This window comes from Streptomyces rubradiris, from assembly GCF_016860525.1.
In the GTDB taxonomy this organism is placed as follows: Bacteria; Actinomycetota; Actinomycetes; order Streptomycetales; family Streptomycetaceae; genus Streptomyces; species Streptomyces rubradiris.
The window spans coordinates 106780-128974 of sequence record NZ_BNEA01000007.1; the positions used below are offsets into that span (position 1 = coordinate 106780).

General features: G+C 71.7%; 15 protein-coding genes. 6 read left to right on the forward strand and 9 right to left on the reverse strand.

Annotated elements, in window-relative coordinates; translation table 11 throughout:
• Window positions 1–599 precede the first annotated feature (599 nt).
• Window positions 600–2180, reverse strand: coding sequence for an alpha/beta hydrolase (locus Srubr_RS09830; RefSeq protein ID WP_189997735.1), 1581 nt, complete (start codon window positions 2178–2180; stop codon window positions 600–602).
• A gap of 665 nt (window positions 2181–2845) precedes the next feature.
• On the opposite strand from Srubr_RS09830, the gene Srubr_RS09835 reads away from it, so the two are divergent.
• Complete coding sequence (locus Srubr_RS09835; protein ID WP_229926862.1) at window positions 2846–3097, forward strand: transposase; 252 nt, start codon at window positions 2846–2848, stop codon at window positions 3095–3097.
• 1296 nt (window positions 3098–4393) lie between these two features.
• A complete protein-coding gene (locus Srubr_RS09840; protein WP_189997736.1) occupies window positions 4394–7486 on the forward strand; it encodes an AfsR/SARP family transcriptional regulator in 3093 nt (1030 codons plus the stop codon).
• Window positions 7487–8337: 851 nt separating this feature from the next.
• Here the strand turns inward: Srubr_RS09840 and Srubr_RS09845 are convergent.
• The 8 genes from Srubr_RS09845 to Srubr_RS09880 all read right to left on the reverse strand — a co-directional run bounded on the left by Srubr_RS09845 (window position 8338) and on the right by Srubr_RS09880 (window position 17504).
• Window positions 8338–9609, reverse strand: a complete 1272-nt coding sequence (locus tag Srubr_RS09845) for a methylaspartate mutase (RefSeq protein WP_189997737.1) — start codon at window positions 9607–9609, stop codon at window positions 8338–8340.
• Complete coding sequence (locus Srubr_RS09850) at window positions 9609–10037, reverse strand: cobalamin B12-binding domain-containing protein (protein ID WP_229926864.1); 429 nt, start codon at window positions 10035–10037, stop codon at window positions 9609–9611. Before Srubr_RS09850 ends, Srubr_RS09845 begins: the two co-directional genes overlap by 1 nt.
• Window positions 10038–10072: 35 nt before the next feature.
• A complete protein-coding gene (locus tag Srubr_RS09855) occupies window positions 10073–11398 on the reverse strand; it encodes a histidinol-phosphate transaminase (protein WP_189997738.1) in 1326 nt (441 codons plus the stop codon).
• 27 nt (window positions 11399–11425) lie between these two features.
• Entirely contained in the window at window positions 11426–12700 is a 1275-nt protein-coding gene (locus tag Srubr_RS09860) for an ATP-grasp domain-containing protein (RefSeq protein ID WP_189997739.1), read from the reverse strand.
• A gap of 68 nt (window positions 12701–12768) precedes the next feature.
• A complete protein-coding gene (gene upp, locus Srubr_RS09865; protein WP_189997740.1) occupies window positions 12769–13449 on the reverse strand; it encodes a uracil phosphoribosyltransferase in 681 nt (226 codons plus the stop codon).
• A gap of 13 nt (window positions 13450–13462) precedes the next feature.
• The gene (locus Srubr_RS09870; protein ID WP_189997741.1) at window positions 13463–14653 is read right to left on the reverse strand and encodes a cytochrome P450; all 1191 of its coding nucleotides are present in this window, start codon (window positions 14651–14653) and stop codon (window positions 13463–13465) included.
• Window positions 14643–15464: a thioesterase II family protein gene (locus Srubr_RS09875; protein WP_203854958.1), complete on the reverse strand. Its 822-nt coding sequence runs from the start codon at window positions 15462–15464 to the stop codon at window positions 14643–14645. The genes Srubr_RS09870 and Srubr_RS09875 overlap by 11 nt, the downstream gene beginning before the upstream one ends.
• 6 nt (window positions 15465–15470) lie before the next feature.
• On the reverse strand, window positions 15471–17504 hold the full coding sequence (locus tag Srubr_RS09880) for an amino acid adenylation domain-containing protein (RefSeq protein ID WP_189997742.1): 2034 nt from the start codon (window positions 17502–17504) through the stop codon (window positions 15471–15473).
• A 275-nt stretch (window positions 17505–17779) separates the two neighbouring features.
• Here Srubr_RS09880 and Srubr_RS09885 point away from each other — a divergent pair, with 275 nt between their 5' ends.
• Genes Srubr_RS09885 through Srubr_RS09900 form a run of 4 tightly spaced genes read left to right on the forward strand, consistent with a single transcriptional unit; the run spans window position 17780 to window position 22180 of the window.
• Entirely contained in the window at window positions 17780–18670 is an 891-nt protein-coding gene (locus tag Srubr_RS09885) for an acetylating acetaldehyde dehydrogenase (RefSeq protein ID WP_189997743.1), read from the forward strand.
• Complete coding sequence (gene dmpG / locus Srubr_RS09890; protein ID WP_189997744.1) at window positions 18667–19740, forward strand: 4-hydroxy-2-oxovalerate aldolase; 1074 nt, start codon at window positions 18667–18669, stop codon at window positions 19738–19740. Before Srubr_RS09885 ends, dmpG begins: the two co-directional genes overlap by 4 nt.
• On the forward strand, window positions 19734–21014 hold the full coding sequence (locus Srubr_RS09895) for a DegT/DnrJ/EryC1/StrS aminotransferase family protein (protein ID WP_189997745.1): 1281 nt from the start codon (window positions 19734–19736) through the stop codon (window positions 21012–21014). The genes dmpG and Srubr_RS09895 overlap by 7 nt, the downstream gene beginning before the upstream one ends.
• Window positions 21011–22180: an FAD-dependent oxidoreductase gene (locus tag Srubr_RS09900; RefSeq protein WP_189997746.1), complete on the forward strand. Its 1170-nt coding sequence runs from the start codon at window positions 21011–21013 to the stop codon at window positions 22178–22180. Before Srubr_RS09895 ends, Srubr_RS09900 begins: the two co-directional genes overlap by 4 nt.
• Window positions 22181–22195: the final 15 nt, after the last annotated feature.

Here is a 22195-nt window from a genome sequence, read left to right on the forward strand (position 1 = left end):
CGGCGGCCCTCTCACGGGCGGCCGGGTCGGCGCAGTGGCCGCGGTGCGCGGCGAGGGAGCGGGCGAGCCAGGCGTCGACGTTGGCCTCCACGCACAGTCCGGCGCGGCGGGTGAGCTCGTCGCGGACGGCTTCGTCGCCCTCGCGGGGCTCGGCCTGCTCCAGTGTGCCCAGCTCGCGCGGCGTCTGGAGCTCGTCGGCGCGGGCCGCGATCCGCTGCGCCTCGCGTACGGCGGCGTCCCGTTCGGCGGCGGTCGCGGCCTCCGTGGCGAGCTAGGCCTGGACGACGTCGTCGGTGTCCGGGTCGTACACGGTGCCCGGCGCGGCAGCAGCGAGGAACTGGTCGGTGCCCTCCCCCTCGGACAGTTCCGCCGCCGGCGCTCGTCGGCGGCCCGGTCCTCGTGCCGGGAAGCCTGCCTCGCGTCGAACCGGACGTCCTGGAGAGCGCGGGCGACGGCGGCGGCGTCCATGCCCTTCGCCCGCCGCCGTACGACGCGCGGGGCGAGCGGTGCGCCGGGGCGGCCAGGGAGTGGTCATCGTCGGCCTCGTCTGTGCGTCAGGGAGGGAGCGTGGGCGCTCAGGCGCCCGGAGTGTGGCAGCGTCAGCAGGTCGCGCCCGGCTTCACCGGCTTGAGGTCGCTGAGGTAGCCGTCCACGGCGTTGTCCACGCATCTGTTGCCGCGCCCGTAAGCGGTGTGTCCAAGGCCCTCGAAGGTCAGCAGCATGCCGTGGGGCAGCTGGCGGGCCAGGCTCTGTGCCTCGTGATACGGCGTGGCCGGGTCGCCGGTGGTGCCCACCACGAGGACCGGAGGAAGGCCATCGGCGCTCACCCGGTGCGGGCCTCGTCCGCGGTGCGGCCAGCCCTTGCAGTCGAGCGCGGCGACCACGCTCTCGGACCCGAAGTCGCCCTCTGCTAGGTGCGCCTCGTCGAGGGCTTGCCAGTATTCCCGGGGGTCCTTGGGGTGGGGGATGTCGACGCAGTCGACCGCGGTGCCGGCCGCGTCTGAGTTGTCGGGGTAACTCTCCTCCTCCACCTCGTTACCGCTGCCGGTGTCTTCTTCCCCCGAGGTGTCTTCCTCTCCGTCGGCGATCTCGGCGAGCCGCGTTCCGTCACCGCCGGCCGCGTCGCTCAGCCCCTGGGACAGGACCTCCCACTGCTCCTCCGGGGTGTACATCGAGTTGACGATGGCGCTGTGCAGAGTCGCCACGTCCAGGCCCCACTCGCTGTCGTCGACCGGCAGCGGCTTCTCGGCGGTCTGCTTGTAGAGACCGTGGAGCAGGTCGCGGATGCCGTCAGGGGTACCGGCGGGGCAGGCGTCCCCCGCCACGTCGGCGCAGTGCTCGGTGTAGTCGTCGACCGCCTTGCTGAATCCGGCGGCCTGACTGCGGGCCCGCTCGGCCCAGTCCTGCGAGGGGTCGACGGCCCCGTCCAGCGCCATCGCGCGTACCCGCCGTGGGAACAGCTCGCCGTAGGCGGTGCCGAGAGACGTCCCGTAGGACCAGCCGAGATAGCTCAGCTTGTCGTCTCCGAGCGCGGCGCGCAGCACGTCCATGTCGCGGGCGGCGTCTACCGTCCCGACGTGCGGCAGGATCGAGCCGCTGTGCCTCTCGCAGGCCGCGACCGTGCTCTCGGCGTCGGCCAGGGCGGCCCGGCGCTGCTCAGCCGTCGCGGGGTGAAGCGGCTGGGGCGCGGCGCCATCGGCCCGCGTATCAGCCTCGTCGTCAGGGCCGCAGTCCACTGCGGGCTTACTGCCCGCCACACCGCGCGGGTCGAACCCGACAATGTCGAAGCGGGCCCGTATTCGTTCGCTGAACGACTCCGCTCCGCCATCCTTGAGCAGGGCGACCCCGGATTCCCCCGGGCCGCCCGGGTTGAAGACCAGCGCCCCGATGCGGCGGGACGTGTCAGTCGCGGTGGCTCGTATGAGGGGAAGGGTGAAGGTCTTGCCGTTGCCGGGCGCCGAGTAGTCCATGGGGACCTTCAGCGTGGCGCACTCCTCCTCGCCGCAGGGCTTCCACTGCGGCTTCTGTTGGTAGAAAGCGCGCAGGTCGGCGCGGGCGGCGGGATCGTCCGCGGCAACCGCGGGGGTGCCCTGCGTACAGCCGCTCAGCGAACTCGCGGCGAGAACCGCCGCCACGGCCAGGACGAGGGCGTGGCGGTGCCGCTTGCCATGAGTGAACAAGGGAGACTGCTCCGGACTTCGAATTGAGCATCGCTGCGGCGTGTCAGCGACGAGGACACGGTACGAGACGGAATCCCACCCTCACATCGTTCCGAGGTAGAGGCCGCTTCTCCTCCTCTCGTCCGGAGGGATGACAACCAATTCCACCGATGAACCCTCCGGGAGCGCCGCCGGCCTTCAGACCGACTAGGTTCGCGAAACAGCCCACCGCGTCGGGTACGGACTCGCTTCGAGCCAGCCGACTGGCTCGGGCATGGCCTCAACGCGGAACACTCAATCGGCCGACTCGAACGCTCACTGGACAACTGAAGTGCTCAGTCACAGATACGTTTCCAGCGGGTCTGGAATTCGGCCGGGTCGGAACCGGAACTCAATTGCCGAGACGTGCGTGACATACACCAGAGCGGCCCGGCGGCGGTTCTGCGGGGTCGTCAGCGCCCCGGCGCGGTAGCGCTCCAGCGTGCGGCGCGAGACACCCAAGCGCTCCGCCGGGACCTGCGTCGCCCCCCTCGCCCGCGTGAGAAGGAGATTCACCTGAGCCCTTCGCGGATTTCGGTGCGGGGCCGGGTGAACACCTTCCGCTCCGACCGCGCGAGGGCCTCCAAGACCTTGCCGCTCGCGGACGCCGACTACCAGGGTCCGGGCGGCCGACCGGTGGGCGCGTAGTGACGCCACCGCACCGCAAGTTGAAGAAGAAGATCCCGGACTGGTACGAGGAGTTGCACGAGCGGCAACGCAAGGCGCACTCCTCACGCCGTATCCGCGTCGAGAACGGCATCGCGCATTTGAAGAATTGGCAAACTCTGACCCGCTCCTCGGCCGCCGTGAGCACATCAGCGACACCGTCCAGGCCGTCCGTCGCCGGCCTGCTGTCCCACCTGCAGACGACGGGCCTGACTCCGGCACGGCAGGAGTGAACACCGAGCCCGCCGCCGTCCTCGACGCCTCACCGCCTGCCGTGCACGAGCTCGCCAGGGCCGGCCGGGCCGGCTTTTACGCCTGCAACGCCCCCGGAGGGCAGCCGGACATCTGAAACCAGAAATATCCACATTTATTCTACTTTGCGCTTTCTGGTGTGTCAGCTCATCCGAATGGCCAGGTCGCGGATACATGGAGCCATTTTGAGTCACGTGGCTTATTCGCGTTCGCCCAGCTCAGGAAAATGCTCGATACACTGATTCCGGCGAGGCACACCAGCCTCAGAACAGCAGGGGCATCGCGAACACCATGAACGCAGACATGTCCGAGCGGAATGGAAACACCAGCCGACTCACCACAGCCGACCCGACCGTCCGTACCGCAGCCCGCACCCAATTCCCCCCTTCCACCCCCGGGGGGAAGAGGACGCACAAGGCGACCAAAACACAACAGGAACCCAGGCCGTCCGGGCCCTCCGTACCCACCCCGAGCCAGGCCGCCGCACCGGACGCCACCCGCACGACCGCGCCCGTCCCCTTCTCACGCAGCGCAGCAATCCAGGTACGACCTCGCGAGGCCCAGCAAGCCTGGCCGGCCGGGACACGCTCCGAGACCGTGCCGAAAGGCGACCCCTGGGGAGGATGGGTGGTGCGTCGGCGGCGCAGGGCTGAGCCGTCCGCTCTCAGGCAGGCAGCGGGGTCACTGCTTGAATACCAAACGCTGGTAAGGAGAGGCACTCGGATACCAGGCGAGACGGCGTAATGGCCGGCATTCGCAGGGTCCGCTGCGGCCCCCTTATCGCGATGCGGTTCGGCGTCGGCAATGGTGGCTATTGGCCGTGCTCGGGCGCGGACGCTGGCGCATTAATCGTCTCCGGAAATCTCGTCATAGGGGGTTGTTCCGGTCGCCTCGGGTCGGCCGGAAGCAGAACCAGGCGGCCCGGGTATTCCGCGAGCCATGGCTCCGCGCACATCAGGCCGTCCCTGCCCTCCGCGCCCGCCGGTCCCTCCAGCCGAGACGGCCGCGCCCCTCCGGGACGCGGGACCGGACGAGCGGGCACGGCCAGCTCACTGGCCGGCATGGAAATCGCCGTGTCATGGCGTGTTCAGTACGTCACTTGATCGGCACTGTTTCAGCACCTGCCCCGCCCTACGACCGACCACCCGTCAAGTGACCGTCGAAAGGCAAGAGCCCCCCACATGGCGTACACAGCCCAAGAGCAAAAAACCGCGTCCCTGGCAGATCTGTCGTTCGAGGCTTTCGGTGTGATGACGGCTCGGCGCGGAGCCGAGCAGGTGCCTCTCGGTCCCCCACGGCACCGGGCCGTGCTGGGACTGCTGCTCATCCGGCTGGGCCAGGTGGTGCCCGCCGATCAGCTCATCGACGAACTATGGGGCGACAGCCTCCCCAGACGCCCGCAGGCCACCCTGCAGACGTACCTGTCCCACCTGCGGCGGGTGCTGACGGGGCGGCACGGGCCGATCGCCCCGCTGCGCTACCAGGCCCCCGGGTACGTCCTGACGGTGGAGCCGGACACGTTCGACCTGTCCCGGTTCGAGAGCCTCGTCTCCCAGGGGCAGCACCATGTGGCCGACAGCCGGCTCCAGGAAGCCCGCGACGCGTTCGACAACGCACTGCGGCTATGGCGGGCGGACCCCTTCCTGGACCTCGCGGCCTACACCCCGCTCGCGGAGGAGGCCGCCCGCCTGAGCCTCCTGCGGACCACAGCCGTCGCGGCCCAAGCCGACACGCTCCTCGCGCTCGGCGAGGCCGGTGCCGCCGTCGCGCTGCTGCGCCGCGAGGTGTCCCTCCAGCCCGTCGACGAACGCCTGGTCGGCAGCCTCATGACGGGCCTGTACCGCCTGGGCCGGCAGGCCGAGGCGCTCCAGCTGTACGACCGGACGCGCGCCTACCTCTCCGAGGAACTCGGGGTCGCCCCGGCCCGCGAGCTCCAGCGCGTCCACCTCGCCCTGCTGCGCCACGAACTCGACGACCAGACGTCCGCCCCGGCCGCCGTCGAGGTACGCGTCCGGCCCGGCACCGTGGCCGAGCGGGAGCCGGAGGGGCCCACGCCGGCAGACGGTCCGGCGGCCGACCCCGAGGACGGACAGCGGGGTACGGCACCGGCGGCCTGGTCCGCCTTCCCCTGCCGCGGCGACGCCCTCGACGCCCTGCGGTCGTCCATCACCGGCGCCCTGCGCGGCAGCGGGCACACCACCGCCGTCGTCGGCGAGGCGGGCGTCGGCAAGACCGAACTGGTGGCACGGGCCACGGATCAGGCGCATCCGCCGCTACCGCAGGCGGAGGTGATCCGCGTCAACTGCCGCAGCAGCGAGGGGATGCCCGTCGGCTGGGTGTGGCAGCAGGTGCTGCGCCGGCTCGACATCCCGTTCGGGACGTCCTTCGACAACCTGCGCAAGCAGCGCGCCGAACGGCATCCGGTGACAACGCTGTCGCAGCCCCCCTCGGACCAAATGGACTTCCTCGCCCAGGACGCGCTGTGCGAAGCGATCCTCCAGTACGCCGACGGCAGCCCCCTCCTGCTCGTCCTCGAAGACGTGCACTTGGCGGACCGCCTCACGCTCGACGTGCTAGGACTGTTCTGCAGCCGCACGCAGGGGCGGCCCGTCAGCGTGGTGATCACGGTCCGCGAACCCGGTCTCGGGGCCGGGCCCGAGACCGACGGCCCGCTCGTCGAGCTCCTGGCCGACTGCCGCACCAAGGTCGTGCACCTGGACAACCTCACCGAGGACTACGTCCGGGCCGCGGTCACGGCCCAGGCCGGGCCCGGCGTCGAAGCGTCCGTCGTACGGGCGCTGTACGAGCGCAGCGCCGGCAACCCCTATCTCCTCGACCAGTTGCTCGCCGACGCCGGCGGGGCGCGGCGCCTGCACGATCCCCGTGCGGCCGACGTCGTCCGCGCCGGGATCCCGACGGGCGTCCGCAGCATGCTGCGTCGGCAGTTCGCCGGGCTGCCCCCGCGCGTCCTGCGCCTCCTCCAGTGCTGCGCCGTGCTCGGCGGCGAGGCGACGCTGGCCTCGCTGACCGCCATGCTGAACGACGACGGCGCCGGCCACGACGTCCTGGAAGAGGTCCTGGCGACCGGACTCATGCACAGCGACCCCGACGACCCGCACCGGCTCGTCTTCCGCTGCGGCCTTATCCGCGACGTCCTCCTGGCGGAGCTGCGCCGCCAGGAGCGGGCGGCCCTGCACGCGCGCGCCGTGGGCGTGCTCGGTGCCCGCCACGGCGACTCCCCCGAGGCGAGCGAGCAGATCGCCGAGCACGCCTGGCAGGCCGTGCTGGCCCTGCCGGCCGAGGACGTGCTGCCGCACCTCAGGCGCGCCGGCGAACAGGCCGTCGTCGACGGCGACTACCGGCGCGCGCAGACCTGGTTCGAGCACGCGCACACCTTGCTCTGCGCCCTGCCCCGGGACGGTGGCGCGGCATCGGAGCAGACGCTGGACCTGCGCAGCAAACTGCTCTACACGGCGAGCATCACCCGCGGCTACAGCAACCGGCAGGTGGCGGCCGAGGCCGGGCGCGTCCGGAAGCTGTACGCCGCCACGGCGGGCGGGTCCATCGAGCAGGCTGCCTTGCTGCTGTGGCAGTTCGGGGCCGAACTGATCACCGGCCGGCATGCCGAGTGCGCCCGGCACGCGGAGCAGCTGCGCGCTCTCGCCGAGCGGTCCGACGCCCCGGAGGTCCGGTTCTACGAGCGGATCGCCCACGGCATGCTCCAGTTGCCCCGGGAGACCGCCGACGCGCTCACCGCCCTGACCGAGGCGGAGCGGATCGCCGAGAAGCTGACCCCCGAACAACGGGAGCGCATGACCGGCCGCTCCCAGCACGACCCGCGGTTCATGGCCGCGAACCATCGCGTCCTCACCCTGTGGCTGCTCGGCGCCACCGACGAGGCGCGGGCGCTGAGCGAGAAGCTGCTCGTAGCCACCGGCCTGGACGGCACGCCGGTCGACCAGGCGAGCGCGTACTACTTCCACTCCCTGACAGCGGCCCTGGGCGAGGACCCCCACGGGGCGGGGGCCTCCAGCGGCCGGGGCCTGGACATCGCCCGCGCCCACGGTCTGAGCCACTGGACTGCCATGCTCCAGGTGTGCCAGAGCTGGGCACTCCAGCAGAGCGGCGAGGCCGCCGCACTCGACAGCCTGGAATCGGCCATCGCCGAGCTGCGCGAGCGGCGGCTGCTCATCCGGCTGCCGCTCCACCTGGGCCTGCTGGCCCACGCCCAGCACAGCAGCGGGGCGGCCGAGGACGCCAGACGGACGCTGCGGTCGTCGACCGCGGAGGCCAGATCGCGCGGGGAGTTCGCCTATGTGAGCCGCCCCCTGCCGTTCACCCGGCTGTCTCCCCTGACGTCCGCTTCGTAGCGGCCGGGTCGTCGGTTCCTTCGCCTCTCAGCCGGGCGCGGGCCTGGCCGGCCTCTGGGTGGCCGAGTCCGTCGAGGATCCGCGCCGCCTCCCGCCACAGCGGCAGGGCGGCGGCGCGGTCTCCGCGGGGGCCATCCCATCTCGTCGAGGACGAGCGCCTGTCCGGTGTGGTTGCCGGCCGCCCGGTACGGTCGGGGGCCTGCGCGTAGGGGCGCGGGGCCGCGTCGTGGTCCTCGCGGCCGTTGGCCGGGAAGGCCGACGACCGGTGGGCGCGGGCCTGGCCGCTCTGGTCGCCGAGTGCGGTGAAGAGGCCATCGCTTCCTGGAGTTCGGTGTGGGTTCGGTCGTCCTCGGTGAGGCGCCCGTACGCGAAGCCCAGGGCCCGACGGGCCTTCGCCTCGCGGTGCCGGTGCTGGAGCGCGGGGGCGGCGTCCACGGCGATGGACTGGATGTCGATTCGGTCCTGCCGGCGGCCCCTGCGGTCCAGGTACAGCTCCAGCGTCTGGGCCGGCAGCCAGGCGCGGTCCGGGTGGCCCGTGCTTCCGGCCCGCTTCACGGCGCGAGCAGCACGGGCAGTTCCCGCTCCAGCCAGGCCGCGGCCGAGGCGCGATCGGTGAATGCCTCCGGTGCGACGCCCGTTCGGCGGGGGCGTCGATGCGGCCGGGCGTCAGCCCGGTCGTGGCGGCGTGGGCGCCGTGGACGTAGTAGTCGAGCATCCGCCGTGCGGCGTCGGCGAGCCTGGCCGGCAGCGTCGTGGTCCGGCGCGGCGGCGCGGCCAGGCCCGCCGCGGCCGAGGCGGACAGGTCAGGGCCCTCCAGCCCGGGTTCGTGATCTTCCTCGCCGTGCGGCCCGTCAACGAGGGTGGCTGATCCGGGACGGGTTGTCGTAGCGTCGTTCGTTGTAACTGAGCATGTCGATGAGGCCCCGGGCGGTGAGCCGCCGCCGGTTACCGGCCAGATCGCGGGCCCGGGGAATCGGCACCCCCGCGGGGTCGGCCCAGGTGAGCCGGCCACGGTCGTCGATGCGGGCCCGGCAGCGGTTCGCGTTGTCCTGGTGCAGGCAGAACGGGATGTCGAGGTGTCCGAGGGCGAACGCGCGGACGAGCGCCTTTCCGACATCGCTGCCGAGGGTCAGCGTGTGCGTGATGATCGCCTGGGCCTCCTCGTAGATCCCGGAGTCCGGAATTCCGGCCGGTTCGGCCACCGCCTCCCGCTCGGCCGCCCTCGCGGCGCGTTCCAGGGCGTCGACGTTCTCCGTGATCGACGGGATTCTGCTGGCCTCCACCGCGGTCTTGACGATCAACCGCTCGGTCCCGGATCTGGCGGCGAGCCTCGCACTGTCCTCGAGGAGCCCGTACGCCCCCTGCCGGCTGCGGGGATAAACGCCCATGTAGGTGTACAGGACGGCGTGCCAGTCGGTGTCTCCGAGCCATTCCTTCGCCAGGGAGCGCAGGGCGCGGATCGCCTCGATGTCCTGTTGCTGATTCGTCTGCTGGGCGTAGCTGAGGGAAATGTCCCGCAGTCCGTGTTCGCGGAAGAACAAGCCTTCCAGAATACTCAGGGAGATCAGCAGGCTCGGCGGGCACAACTGTCCCAGCATACAGCCGCCGAAACTCTCCAGATGCACCGGCTCGCTGATTCCCGCGAGCATCTCGCAGCATTCCGCCCAGGCGTCGACGGCTTGCGCCAGGGGGACGCGGCTATAAGGCAGGCAGTAGGAGACAGGGCCGCCTTCGGTGGCGTCGATGCCGGCCGCCACCAGTCCCTCGAACAATGCGCCGGGCAGCGCCGAGCCGTGCCTCACCTGCACCGGGAAGTCGTCGCCCGCGATTCCGGCGAGCAGCTCGCGGGTGGCCGCCGCGCCGTGGGCCACCAGCGGGAACCCGTTGAGGTCCGCGCCCTCCTCCAGAGCGAGAAGGGCCGAGGCGTGATCGTTCACCCGCGTGTAGCTGTCGACGGTGATGGTGCCCACCGTGGCCGCGTCGACGGTCCTGACCGCGTCGAGTCCCGCGCGCATCTGCTCTACCGTGCCGAAGCCCATGCGCGGCTGGACGACCAGTTTCCCTTCGCTCGACGCCCGCCGGACGAACCGGGTGAAGCGTCCGGGGCCGGTGGGAGGTGCCATCAGGTGCTCCGGATGTCCGTAGAGGCGACGCGGCGCGGCGGGGGCGTGCCCAGTCCGAGGCAGTCGAGGAACCGGTCGAGATCGGCGTCCGCCTCGAACACCGCGTCGAAGCCGTTCGCTACCAGTTCCGCCCGGGACCCCGCCTGCCGGGAACCGTGGACGCCGAGTTTTCCGCCGATGACGACTTTCATGGAGGCGAGCACCGCATGCCCGCGAATCTTTCTGATCAGCCGTAGGCCGTCGATATGGCCGTGCCCGTTGACCGTGCTGATGACCAAGGCGTCCGGCCGGATTCTGAGGCATTCGGACATGACCAGTTCGTCCGGAGCGCACGCGCCGAGGTTGATCACCTTCCCGCCGTTCTCCTCGAGCAGCAACTGGAGGAAAACGAGGTTCCACATGTGGGAATCCGACGACACACTGGTCACGACGAATGTCCTGCCGTTTCCACGGGAAGCAGGATTCACGGGCGGTTCATCTCCGCCGCTGCCAGGAACGCGTCGTTGTCCTCCGCGGTTCCTGTCGTCACGCGCACGCCGTCACCCGGGTAGGGCCGTACGTCGACTCCCGCCGACGCGCACGCGGCGGCGAACTCCTGGGCGCGGGCGCCCAGCGGCAGCCAGAGGAAGTTCGCCTCCGAGGGCGGCACGTCGAATCCCAGGGCGAGCAGCGCGGCGCGGACGCGGTCCCGTTCGGCGACCGTTTCCCGGACGCGGCCGAGGAGCTCCTTCTCCGCCGCCAGCGACGCGACGGCGGCGGCCTGGGCGACGTCGCTGACACTCAACGGCATGACCATGCGGTGGACGCGGGAGATCAGGCCGGGTTCCGCGAGCAGGTAGCCGACGCGCAGGCCGGCGAGGCCGTACGCCTTGGAGAAGGTGCGGGCGACGATCAGGTTCGGCCGCGAGGTGAGGAGGCGGGCGCCGAGGCCGGGGTCACGCGCGTATTCGCAGTACGCCTCGTCGAGCACGACCAGGCACGTGCGCGGCACGGCGTCGAGGAACCGCAGGAGGTCGGCCTCGCCCGACGCGGTGCCGGTGGGGTTGTTGGGGTTGCAGAGCAGCACCAGGCGGGTGTGCTCGTCGACCGCCGCGGCCAGGGCGTCGAGGTCGTGCCCGTCCTCGGCCAGCGGGACCCGTACCGTGCGGAACCCGGCGAGGTCCGCGAGCACCTCGTAGCCGTCGAAGGACGGCCACGAGTAGGCGACGGCTGCTCCCGGTCCGGCGGTCACCGTGAGCAGTGCCTGGAGGAGCGTGATCGATCCGGCTCCCACCGCGACGCGGTCCGGGGAGAGGCCGTAGTGCCGGGCGAGTGCGGCGCGCAGCGCTCCGCAGGCCGGGTCCGGGTACCGGTTGGCCTCGGCGGCGGCCCGGGTGATCGCGTCCAGCACGGGCGCGGGGGGCGGGAACGGGGTTTCGTTGCGGGCGAGTTGGTGGGCGGGGCCGCCGGGGCGGTCGGGGTGGACGCCGTCCCCGTCGCCGAGCAGCCGGGCGAGCCCGGCGTGCTCGCGGCCCTCGGCTCGGTCCGCCGCCTGAGCTCCGCTTGCTCCCGGGGAGCCCGGCAGGCCGGCGGTGCGCTTCTCCAGGAACTCGGCGATGTCCGCCAGCGTCCTGAGACCGAACAGGTCCTCGTCGGCGATGGTGACGCCGAGGCGCTGGGTGAGCGCCAGGGAGAGTTCGAAGGTGGCGAGGGAGTCCAGGCCGGCGTCCTCGCGGCTCGCGTCCGGGGACACCTGGCCGGCCTCGACCTCCAGCTCCTCGATCATGATCGTCTTCAGCAGTTCGTACACGGGTCCTCCGGTCCGATTGCCGGGCCGCTACGCGTCGGCCGGCTTCCTTCGGGGCGTCTTCCAGCGGTCGGGCACCGCGTTGGTCCGGTGCTCCCAGACGACGTTGTCGTCCCACCACTCCTCGATCCGCCGCAGCTCCGCCCCGGTGTCCGGCTCGGTGAGCCGGAAGACCATCTCGGCGATGGGCCGGCCGAGTCCGGGGGTACTGCCGTAGCGGCGTCCGACGTCGCCGCAGGGCCGGTAGCTCACCGTCCCCGGCAGCGGGCACGTGTCGGGCAGCGCGCGCAGGACTCCCCTGGCCGGCGGGAACCAGACGAAGCCGAGCCGTTCACCGGTCGGCCGGATCTCGACCTGGTCACCGCGTCCGGCCTGGCCGAGCAGGCTCGCGCCGTGGAAGTTCACGCCCAGCACGGCTTCGTGGACGTCGCTGACGAGGGCCGCGCCCGCCCGGCAGGCGATCTCGCAGACGACCACGCGGTCGTCGGCGGTGTGGAACAGTTCGAGGTGGAAGGCGCACAGGTCGGGTACGGCGGGAAGCGCGGCCACGACCTGCCGCGCGGTACTGCGCAGCCGCTCGGACAGGGGGTGGTCGTCGGGCATCATCCCCGTCATGGTCGGGGCGTCGTAGGCGACCGAGAACCAGTCGGAATACAGGTTGCGGGAAGGCACCGCGAGCACCACCTCGCCGTCCTTCATGAGGCCGTTGACGTGGTAGAAGTCGCCCTCGACCCAGGCTTCGGCCAGCCGGGGGGCCGCGGTGGCACGCTCCGGGAGGGCGCGCAGGTCCTCCTCGTCCATCAGGACCACCGTGCCGTTCGACGCGCCGGAGTCGAGTTCCTTGACGACGACCGGGAAGCCGAACTTCCACGCGAACTCGGCGAGGTCGTCGGTGGTCCGGAACTTGCGCATGGGGGCGACGTCGATGCCCGCCGCCGCCAGGGTCGACTTCATGACGTGCTTGTCCCGGTACGCCGTGGCCGAGGCGAGGCTCTGGCCGGGCAGGCCGAGTTCGGCCCGCATGCGCGCCGCGCGCAGCACCTCGCGCTCGCCGAGCGACAGGATCCGGCGTACGCCGAACCGCCGGGCGAGGGCCAGGAGTTCGTCGTCCGACAGCTCCCAGAGGCTGGGCACCACCTCCAAGTGGAGGAAGCGCCGCGCGTACGCGGAGATGTCGGCGGCGGGGATGTCCGCTCTCGTGGTCACCACGACCAGCTCCCGCGCCGCGTCGGGGAACCACTCGTGCAGGCGCGAGACGATCTTCTTGGTGTTCAGCAGGAGGAACGGCCCCTGTTCGGCCTTCATGCGCATCCTTCGATCAGTCGTCGTTTCACGGTCTTCCAGGCCGGCCGGGGAAGCCGGCCGCGCACGCGTCAGGCGTCCGTGCCGAAGTAGCGGTCCCCGAAGTCCCCGATGCCGGGCAGCATCCACGCGTCCTCGGTCAGCCGCTCCTCGATGGCGGAGGTCACGATCCGCACCCGCGGGTACTGCTCGCAGACGGCGGTGATGCCCTCGGGGACGGTGATGAAGTTGACGAAGACGATGTTCTCCTCGGGCACGCCGAGGTCTGTCAGCACGCGCAGCGCCGCCAGCGCGGTCCCGCCGGTCGCCATGACCGGGTCGAGGAGCAGGACGTGCCGCCGGGCGATGTCGGTGGGCAGGGAGGTGTAGTAGAGGCGGGCCTCTTTGGTCGTCTCGTCCCGCTGGATGAGGATCTTCCCGATCCTGATCCCCGGGCAGACGTCCCGCAGTTCGCCCTCCATGCTCTCCCCGGCGCGCACCACGGTGACCCCGCACAGCCCGGAGGCGAAGCGCAGCCCCTGGTAGGCGGCGCCGGTCGGGGTGCGGACCTCGTGCGGCTCGAAGGGCAGCAGGTCCATGCCCGCCTCGATCAGCAGGCGGATGATCCGGCGCGAGTAGTGGACGAAGTCCTCGCGGCGGGCGTCCCGGTCGCGGATCGCGGTGTGCAGGGCGCGCATTTGGCCGGTCTGGGGCAGCAGACGGACATGGGTGCCGAGGTACTCGTCGATCGAGGGGGCGGTGGGCGCGGTCATGGGGCAGCTCTCCTCAGGCCCTGGGAACGAATTTCACGGGAAGCGAGTCGAACCCCCACAGCAGGTTCGAACGCAGGCGGCGGACCTGGCCGGCGAGTTCGGCGACCTCGACCCGCGCCAGGAGTTCCTCGAACATCACCGTGAGTTCGAGCTTGGCGAGCGAGGAGCCGATGCAGTAGTGGTTACCCTGGATGAAGCCCAGGTGGCGGTTGGGTTCGCGCTCGATGTCGAAGCGGTCGGGGTCGTCGAAGACCTTCTCGTCGCGGTTGGCCGAGGGCAGCCAGGCGACGACGTGGTCCCCGGCGCTGATCAGCTCCCCGCCGAACTCGACGTCCTCGGTCGCGGTGCGCAGCGCGTGCATGACAGGCGAGGTGTAGCGCACGATCTCCTGGATCGCCGAGGGCATGAGGGCGGGCTCGTCGCGCAGCCGGTGCCACTGATCCGGGTTGTCGATGAGGGCGAGCAGCCCGCCGACGGTGGCGTGCCGGGTCGTCTCGTTGCCGCCGGAGACCAGGGCGTCGCAGTTGTAGAGGATCTCCTGGTCGGTCAGCGGGGCGCCGTCGATCTCGCCGCACACCAGGGCGCTCATGAGGTCGTCCTTCGGCTCCCGCCTGCGCTGCGCGGCGAGGTCCTGGAAGTGGAGCAGGATCTCGGTGTGGGCCCGGACCTTGCGCGCCTCCTCCGCTTCGTCGAGGGCGGTGGAGCTCCAGGCGAAGCGGGTGCGCTCGACCATGAAGTCCCAGTCGGCGGGCTCGACGCCGAGCATGTCGCAGATGACCGAGACCGGCAGTTTCTGGGCGACGCGCGTGAACTCGCACTCCCCCGCGGCCAGCGCCTCGTCGACGGCTTTGGCGGCCGTCTCGCGCATGGTGGCCTCCAGCCGGCCCACCATGCGCGGGGTGAACGCCGAGCTGACGACCTTGCGTATCTTGTCGTGCCGGGGCGGGTCGGTGATGTTGAGCATCTTGCCGGCCGCGGCGGCGAGGACCCGCGGGTCGGAGTCGAGGCGCATCCCGTTCCGGGAGCTGAACACGCGGGGGTCGGTCAGCATGTCGGTGCACAGGCCGTGGGTCATCACCGCCCAGAAGTGCTCCCCGTTGGCCCGCTCGTTGCGGTAGACGGGGTGTTCGGCGCGCAGTCGCGACCAGACCGGTGCGGGGTCGGAGTCCCGGTACAAGAGCGGGTCGGACAGGTCAACTCTCATCGGCTCTCCCGGTGTCGATCGTGGCGGCGGGAAGGAGGACCTCGCGCAGGGCGTGCAGGACGTGGTCCGGGTGTTCTCCGAGGTAGAAGTGGCCGCCGGGGAAGGTGCGGAGCGTGAAGCGGCCCCGGGTCGCGCCGGCCCAGGCGCCCGCGTCGCCGACGCCGACCGCCTCGTCCTGGCGGCCCACGAACGCGGTGACGTCGGTCCGCAGGAGCGGGCCGCCGACGCGCGGGACGTAGGACTGGACGATGCGGTAGTCGTCGCGGACCGCCGGCAGGAAGGCCGAACGCATGTCCGGGTCGTCCAGCAGGCCCGCGTTGCCCGAGCCCAGCTCCTTGAGGAGGGCCACGAGCCGGTCGTCGTCCAGGAGGTGGGCACCTTCCTGTCCGGCGAAGGGGCGCACCCGCTGGGGGGCGCCGCACCCCGAGACCACGAGGTGGAGTACGGCGCCGCCCCGGCCGTCGGCCGTGAGGCGGCGCAGGACCTCGTAGCCGACGACGGCGCCCATGCTGTGCCCGAAGAAGACGGTGGGCCGGTCGAGGAGTCCGCGCAGCTCCTCGGTGACCTGGTCGGCGAGGGTGTGCAGGTCGGGCGGGAACCCCTCCCGGATCCGGTTCTCGCGGCCCGGGTACTGGACGGCCCACACCTCGGCCCCGGCGAGGTCACGGCCGCCCCAGTCCCGGAAGTAGCTGGCCGCGCCCCCGGCGTGCGGGAAGCACACGAGCCGGGCCGGGGCCGCGGGCCGCGGCGGGCCGGAGGTGCGCAGCCAGGGGCTGTCCGGGCGCGTGGCGGCGACCTGTCGCGGTGCCACCGCCGGTCAGCTCCGTCCGGCGCGGGCCGCCGCGCCGTCGCCGGTCGCCCGGGTGACGGCTTCGGCGAGCCCGGCGATGGTCGGGGACTCGAACAGCACGCGGGCCGTCATAGCGACGTCGAACCGGGCGCGGATGCGGGCGATGAGACTCGCGGCGAGCAGGGAGTGGCCGCCCACCTGGAAGAAGTCGGCGTCGACGCTGATGCCGCGGCGGCCGAGGATGTCCTCCCAGATGTCCGCCAGGACCGCTTCCTCGGGGGTGCGCGGCGGTACGTGGACGGCTTCGCCGTCGTCGTCGGGTTCGAGGGCGAGCAGGGCGGCCCGGTCGATCTTCCCGTTGGGGGTCAGGGGGAAGGCGTCCAGGACGTGGACGGCCGTCGGGATCATGTACCAGGGCAGTCGGCCGCGCAGGTGGGCGATCAGTTCGGCGGCCGGCGGCGCGGCCCGCCCACCCGCGGTCACGAAGCACACGAGGGCACTGTCGGGGCCGTCGCCGGTCACCAGGGCGACGCACGTCCGGACGTCCTCGTGCTCGGTGAGCACGGCCTCGATCTCGCCGAGCTCGATGCGGTAGCCGCGCAGTTTCACCTGGTGGTCCCGGCGGCCGAGGAACTCCAGGCAGCCGTCGGCGTCCGCGCGCACCAGGTCCCCGGTGCGGTAGAGCCGGCTGCCGGGCACGCCGGAGAAGGGGTCGGGCAGGAACCGCTCGGCGGTGGTCCGCGGCGCGTTCAGGTAACCGACGGCCACGCCCGCCCCGCCGATGAACAACTCGCCCGGCTCTCCCGCCGGGACCGGCCGCAGGGCGTCGTCGAGGACGTACGTGCGGACGTTGTCGATGGGGCGGCCGATCGGGACGGAGCCGTAGTCGCCGGTCTCCCAGTCGGCGCCCGGCTCGTGGACCGTCGTGGTGATGGTGCCCTCGGTGGGGCCGTAGACGTTGAACCAGCGGATGTCCTCGCCGACCCGTTTCTTCCAGGTCAGCAGGGCCTGACGGGCCGCCTTCTCGCCGGCCACGATCATCGTGCGCAGCGCGGACTCCGTGGCCAGCCGCAGCAGGCAGTCCTCCTCCGCGACCCAGCTGTGCCAGAAGGCCGTGGGCACGCTCAGGAAGGTCGTGCCGGTGTCGATGACCTGCTGGGTCAGGGCCCGGAACGTCTGGCGCAGGGGGTCGCTGCCGAGGACGAGGGCCGCGCCGTGCAGGAGCGGCGGGAAGATCTCCTCGGCGGCGGCGTCGAAGCTCAGCGGCCTGCACTGCAGGACGCGGTCGCCGGGGGCGAAGGCGAAGTACCGGTTCACGGCAGAGCTGTGGTTCGCCAGGGAGCGGTGCGTCACCAGGACGCCCTTGGGGCGGCCCGTGGAGCCGGAGGTGTGGATGACGTAGGCGGTGTCCGACGGCAGCGGGACGGGGCTGTCCGGTGCGGGCGCGGCGGACAGCGCGTCGATGTCCTGCCGGTGCTGGTCGAGGCAGAGGATCTCGCCGTCGTGGTCGGGGAAGAGCGGCCTGAGCGGCTCCTGGGTCAGGAGCAGGCTCGCTCCCGTGTCGGACAGGACGTACCGCAGCCGCTCGACCGGGTACTGGGGGTCGAGGGGCACGTAGGCGGCGCCGGTCTTCAGGATGCCGAGCAGGGCCGTGATCATCTGCGGCGACCGCTCGACGCACAGGCCCACGAACGCGCCGGGCCCGACGCCACGCAGCCGCAGGTACGCGGCCAACTTGCCTGATTCATCGTCGAGTTGACCGTACGACACCTCATGGTCCCGCCAGATCAGGGCCGGCGCCCCGGGGGTGCGCGCGACCTGGGCGGCGAACAGGTCGTGCAGGCAGGCGCCCGCGTCCTTCCCGGCGTCCGGGAGTCCGGCGGGCCGGATGTCCGGCCAGTGGGCGCCGATGTACTCCAGGCACTCCCGGCGGCCGGCCGCCCGGTGCGCGACGCGCCAGCCCGGTGGTACGTCGAGGCCGTCGCCCCACAGAGCGTGCCGGTTCTCGCTGTTCACCAGGACCAGAGAGGCGTCGTTGTCGTCATGAATCGGGTTGACCACGGATCGCAGTCCCCTTCGGATGCTGGATGTGCGGCGTACGCACTGGCGTTGTAGCGGGGGAAGCCCCAGGGTGGTGCCCGCACAGCATGTCGCCGCGTCCCTGCAAGGACCTCGCCGCCTCGCTTGCCCCGCCCGCGGCGCCGGCCGGTCAGTGCACGGCAAGCCGTCGGCAAGGCCCCGGTTCCAGGCTGGGCCGCGTAGGGATCACCGCGGCCGGCCTCCGCGGGCGGTCCCCGTGCGGATCACGCCGCACCTTGACGGAAAGGCGACCGTACATGCAAGCAACTGGACGGCTGTCCGTGTCGGTCCTGGGCGCCGGACTCATCGGTATGGACCTGGCGACCAAGATCATGCGCTCGGACTGTCTCGACCTGCGGCTCGTCGCGGGGCGGCACGACGCCGCCGAGCTGCGGCGGGCTTCCCGGCGCGGGATGCCGGTGGCGACCGGGGGCATCCAGTCCCTCGTCGACGCCGAGGAGGACTTCGACGTGGTGTTCGACGCCACCAACGCGTCGTGCCACGCCGAGCACGCGGAGAAGCTCGCGGCGTCCGGGGCGATGCTCGTCGACCTGACGCCCAGCAGAGTCGGGCAGATGATCGTCCCGAGCGTCAACCGGGAGGACATCGGCTCCCACCGCGACATCAGCATGGTGACCTGCGGCGGGCAGGCGTGCGTACCGATCCTGCACGCGATCGCGAGAGTGCACGAGATCGACTGCGTCGAGGTCGTGACCACGGCCGCCACCCTGAGCGTGGGCCGCGCCTCACGCCTGAACCTGGACGAGTACGTGCAGACCACGCAGGACGCGATCCGCTGGTTCACCGGCGTCGAGGACGTGAAGGCGCTCGTCAACATCAGCCCGGCCCGGCCCGCGGCCACCTTCCGGGTCGCCATGTACCTGCGGGGCCGGGACCTCACCACCGACTCGGTGCGCGCGCTGGTGACGAGAGCCGCTGACGAGATCCGCGCGTATGCCAAGGGGTTCGGCGTCAGCGTGTGCACCGTCAACGACTCCACGGCCTTCGTCTCCGTGGAGGTCACCTCGTCCGGCGACCGGCTGCCGCACTACGCCGGGAATCTCGACATCATCAATTCCGCCGCGATCCAGGCCGCCGAGTGTTACGCGGCGAACCGGCTCGCACTGGCAGGCAGGGAGACGGCATGAGCCAGGAAGCGGCCCGGGACGCCGCCGCGGGCAGGCCGGTCCAGATCCACGACCCGACGCTGCGCGACGGCCAGCACGCCGTGCGGCACAGCCTCGGCGCGGAGCAGTTCCGCGCCTATCTGAAGGCCGCGGACGCCGCAGCCGTCCCGGTCGTCGAGGTCGGCCACGGCAACGGGCTGGCCGCCTCGTCCCTCCAGGTCGGCCGGGCCCGGCTGAGCGACGACGAGATGATGTCGATCGCCCGGGAGACCCTGACGACCAGCAAGCTCGGGGTTCTCATGTTCCCGGGCTGGGCCACCACCCAGGACATCAAGAACGCCCTCGCTCACGAGGTCGACTTGGTGCGCATCGCGACGCACTGCACCGAGGCCAGCGTCGCCGAGCGCCACCTCGGCTTCCTGCGCGACGAGGGCGTGGAGGCGCACGGCATCCTCCTGATGACGCACATGGCGAGCCCCGACCAGCTCGCCGAGGAGTGCGCGCGCCTGGTCGGGTACGGCGCCACCGGTGTGGGCATCCTCGACTCCTCGGGGCACTTCCTGCCCTCGGACGTCACCGCCCGCATCGGGGCCATCTGCGCCGCCGTCGACGTGCCGGTGATGTTCCACGGGCACAACAACCTCGGCATGGCCGTGGCGAACTCGATCGCGGCGGCACAGGCGGGGGCCGGCATCCTCGACGCGTGTGCGCGGGGCTTCGGCGCCGGCGCCGGCAACACCCAGCTGGAGGTCCTGGTGCCGGTGCTGGAACGGCTGGGGTTCCGGACGGGCATCGACCTGTACCGGCTCCTGGACGCGGCGGACATCGCCGGGCGGGAGCTCATGCCGGCGCCGCCCACCATCGACTCCGTCTCCATCGTCAGCGGGCTGGCCGGGGTGTTCTCCGGATTCAAGAAACCGGTGCTCGACATCGCGGCGCGGGAAGGGGTCGATCCGCGCGACGTCTTCTTCGAACTCGGCAGGCGTCAGGTGGTCGCGGGCCAGGAGGACCTGATCGTGGAGGTGGCGCTGGCGCTGCGGGCCGCCCGGGACGGGGGAAGCCCGGCCAGCAGTGGGACCGGCTCATGCTGACCGTGAACGAGAACTCCCGGTACTTCGTGCCGGCCCCCGCGGTGGGAAGCGTCCTCGGGGGCGCCGAGCTGGCCGCACTGGGCGAGGTCGTCCGGTCCGGCGAGAGCCTCTCGCAAGGACGGTGGCGGGACGCGTTCGAACAGGCGATGCGCGAGCACGTCGGCAGCCGGTACGCGCTGACCGTCACCAGCGGAACCGTCGCCGTCGCGCTCGCCGTGCACCTGCTGGACCTCGCCCCCGGTGACGAGGTCATCGTGACCCCGCAGACCTTCAAGGCCACCGTCGACCCCCTGCTGGCCCACGACGTGACGGTCCGTTTCTGCGACGTGGAACCGGACACTCTGAACGTGGACGTCGACTCGTTCGAGTCGCTGATCACCCCGCGGACCCGGGCCCTGATCCTGGTCCACTACGGCGGCCGGCCGGCCCGCATGGACGAGATCATGCGGGTGGCCCGTCGGCACGGCGTCCGGGTGATCGAGGACTGCGCGCACGCGCTGGGCGCCCTCTACCGCGGCCGGCGGCCGGGCGTGCTCGGCGACATCGGGTGCTTCAGCTTCCACTCCAGCAAGAACATCACCACCCTCGGCGAGGGCGGCATGCTCACCTTCGACGATCCCGAGTGGGCCGAGCGCCTCGACCGCATCCGCTCCAACGCCGCCGACGGGGTCCTCATCCCGTCGCCGCTGTCGGCCGGGCCGTACAAGCACTCGGAACCCTGGATGATGTGGGCGGGGGACGCGTACGAGAAGGAGTGCCTGCGCATCCGGCACCCCGGGAGCAACGCCACGCTCAGCGAGGCCGGGGCGGCTGTCGGGCTCGTCCAGCTGGAGCGTCTCGGGGAGCTGGCCGGGCGGCGGCGATGGATCGCCGGGCGCCTCACCCGGACGCTGGCCAAGTTGCCGCAGGTGCGGCTGGCCGACGTCCCCGAGGACATCCACCACCCCTACCACCTGTTCACCTTCTTCGTCCGGCCGGGACAGGGCGTGAGCCGCGACGAGGTCATCCACGCCCTGGAGGACGCCGGGGTCCAGGTGCAGGTGCGTTACTTCCCCTTGCACCTGCGCCCCGAGTGGCGGGGCCGGGGCCACCGGCTCGGCGAGTGTCCGGTCACCGAGCGGCTCTGGTTCCACGAGCAGGTCAACCTGCCCTGCTACCCGTCGATGACCGACGGCCAGGTGGAGCACCTGGTGCTGGCCCTGAAGTCCGCGCTCACCGGACGGCGGGACACCGGCAAGCGCGGCACGTCGAGTTACGAGGAGGCCCGGGCATGACGGAATCCTATGACGTGGTGGTCGTGGGAGGCGGGCCCGTGGGCCTGGCCACCGCCTGGCAGGTCGCCGAGCGCGGCCACCGGGTACTGGTCCTGGAACGGCACACGTTCTTCAACGAGAACGGGGGCACCAGCGGCGCCGAGCGGCACTGGCGGCTCCAGTACACGCAGGAGGACCTGTTCCGCCTGACGCTGGAGACCCTTCCGCTGTGGCGGGCGCTGGAGAGCCGCTGCGAGCGCCGCCTCATCCACGAGATCGGCAGCCTCTGGTTCGGGGACACCGACGTCGTCACCAACGAGGGCCAGATCTCGGGGACCGCCGCGATGATGGACAAGCTCTCGGTGCGCTACGAGTGGCTCAAGGCCACCGACATCGAGCGGCGGTTCGGGTTCCGCGGCCTGCCCCGGGACTACGAGGGGTTCCTCCAGCCGGACGGCGGGACGATCGACGTCAGGGGAACGCTCGCGGCGCTCTTCACCCTCGCCCAGGCCGCCGGCGTCACCCTGCGCGCCGGGGAGACGGTGACCGAACTCGTGCCGGACGCGGACGGGGTGAGCGTCACCACCGACCGGGGCACCTACCGGGCCGGCAAGGTGGTGCTGGCCTGCGGCCCCTACACCAACGACCTGCTGGAACCGCTGGGCGCGCGCCTCGCGTACTCGGTGTACGAGATGGCCATCGCGGCCTACCGGCAGGCCACGCCGGTGACGGAGGCGCCGTTCTGGTTCGCCTTCCAGCAGCCGACGCCGCAGGACACCAACCTGTTCTACGGGTTCGGCCACAACCCGTGGGCGCCCGGGGAGTTCGTGCGCTGCGGGCCGGTCTTCGAGGTGGACCCGCTCGACCACCCCTCGGCGGCCACCGGCGTCGCCGACCGGCGCCAGACGGACCGGCTCTCGGGCTGGCTGCGGGACCATCTGCCCACGGTCGACCCCGACCCGGTGCGGACCTCGACCTGCCTGGCCGTGCTGCCCACGGACCCCGAACGGCAGTTCTTCCTCGGCACCGCCCGGGACCTGATGACGCACGGGGAGAAGGTCGTCGTCTACGGGGCGGGCTGGGCGTTCAAGTTCGTCCCGCTGTTCGGCCGGATCTGCGCCGACCTGGCGGTGGAGGACTCCACCGCGTACGACATCTCACGGCTCGCCCCGCAGTCGGCTCTCTGACGTGGCCGCGGGAAA

What these genes read in the sequence shown, in the direction of transcription:
- Srubr_RS09845 (WP_189997737.1), bottom strand. Translation starts at nt 9,609, where the DNA reads ATGGCACCTCCCACCGGCCCCGGACGCTTCACCCGGTTCGTCCGGCGG.
- Srubr_RS09860 (WP_189997739.1), bottom strand. Translation starts at nt 12,700, where the DNA reads ATGAAGGCCGAACAGGGGCCGTTCCTCCTGCTGAACACCAAGAAGATC.
- upp (WP_189997740.1), bottom strand. Translation starts at nt 13,449, where the DNA reads ATGACCGCGCCCACCGCCCCCTCGATCGACGAGTACCTCGGCACCCAT.
- Srubr_RS09870 (WP_189997741.1), bottom strand. Translation starts at nt 14,653, where the DNA reads ATGAGAGTTGACCTGTCCGACCCGCTCTTGTACCGGGACTCCGACCCC.
- Srubr_RS09885 (WP_189997743.1), top strand. Translation starts at nt 17,780, where the DNA reads ATGCAAGCAACTGGACGGCTGTCCGTGTCGGTCCTGGGCGCCGGACTC.
- dmpG (WP_189997744.1), top strand. Translation starts at nt 18,667, where the DNA reads ATGAGCCAGGAAGCGGCCCGGGACGCCGCCGCGGGCAGGCCGGTCCAG.
- Srubr_RS09895 (WP_189997745.1), top strand. Translation starts at nt 19,734, where the DNA reads ATGCTGACCGTGAACGAGAACTCCCGGTACTTCGTGCCGGCCCCCGCG.
- Srubr_RS09900 (WP_189997746.1), top strand. Translation starts at nt 21,011, where the DNA reads ATGACGGAATCCTATGACGTGGTGGTCGTGGGAGGCGGGCCCGTGGGC.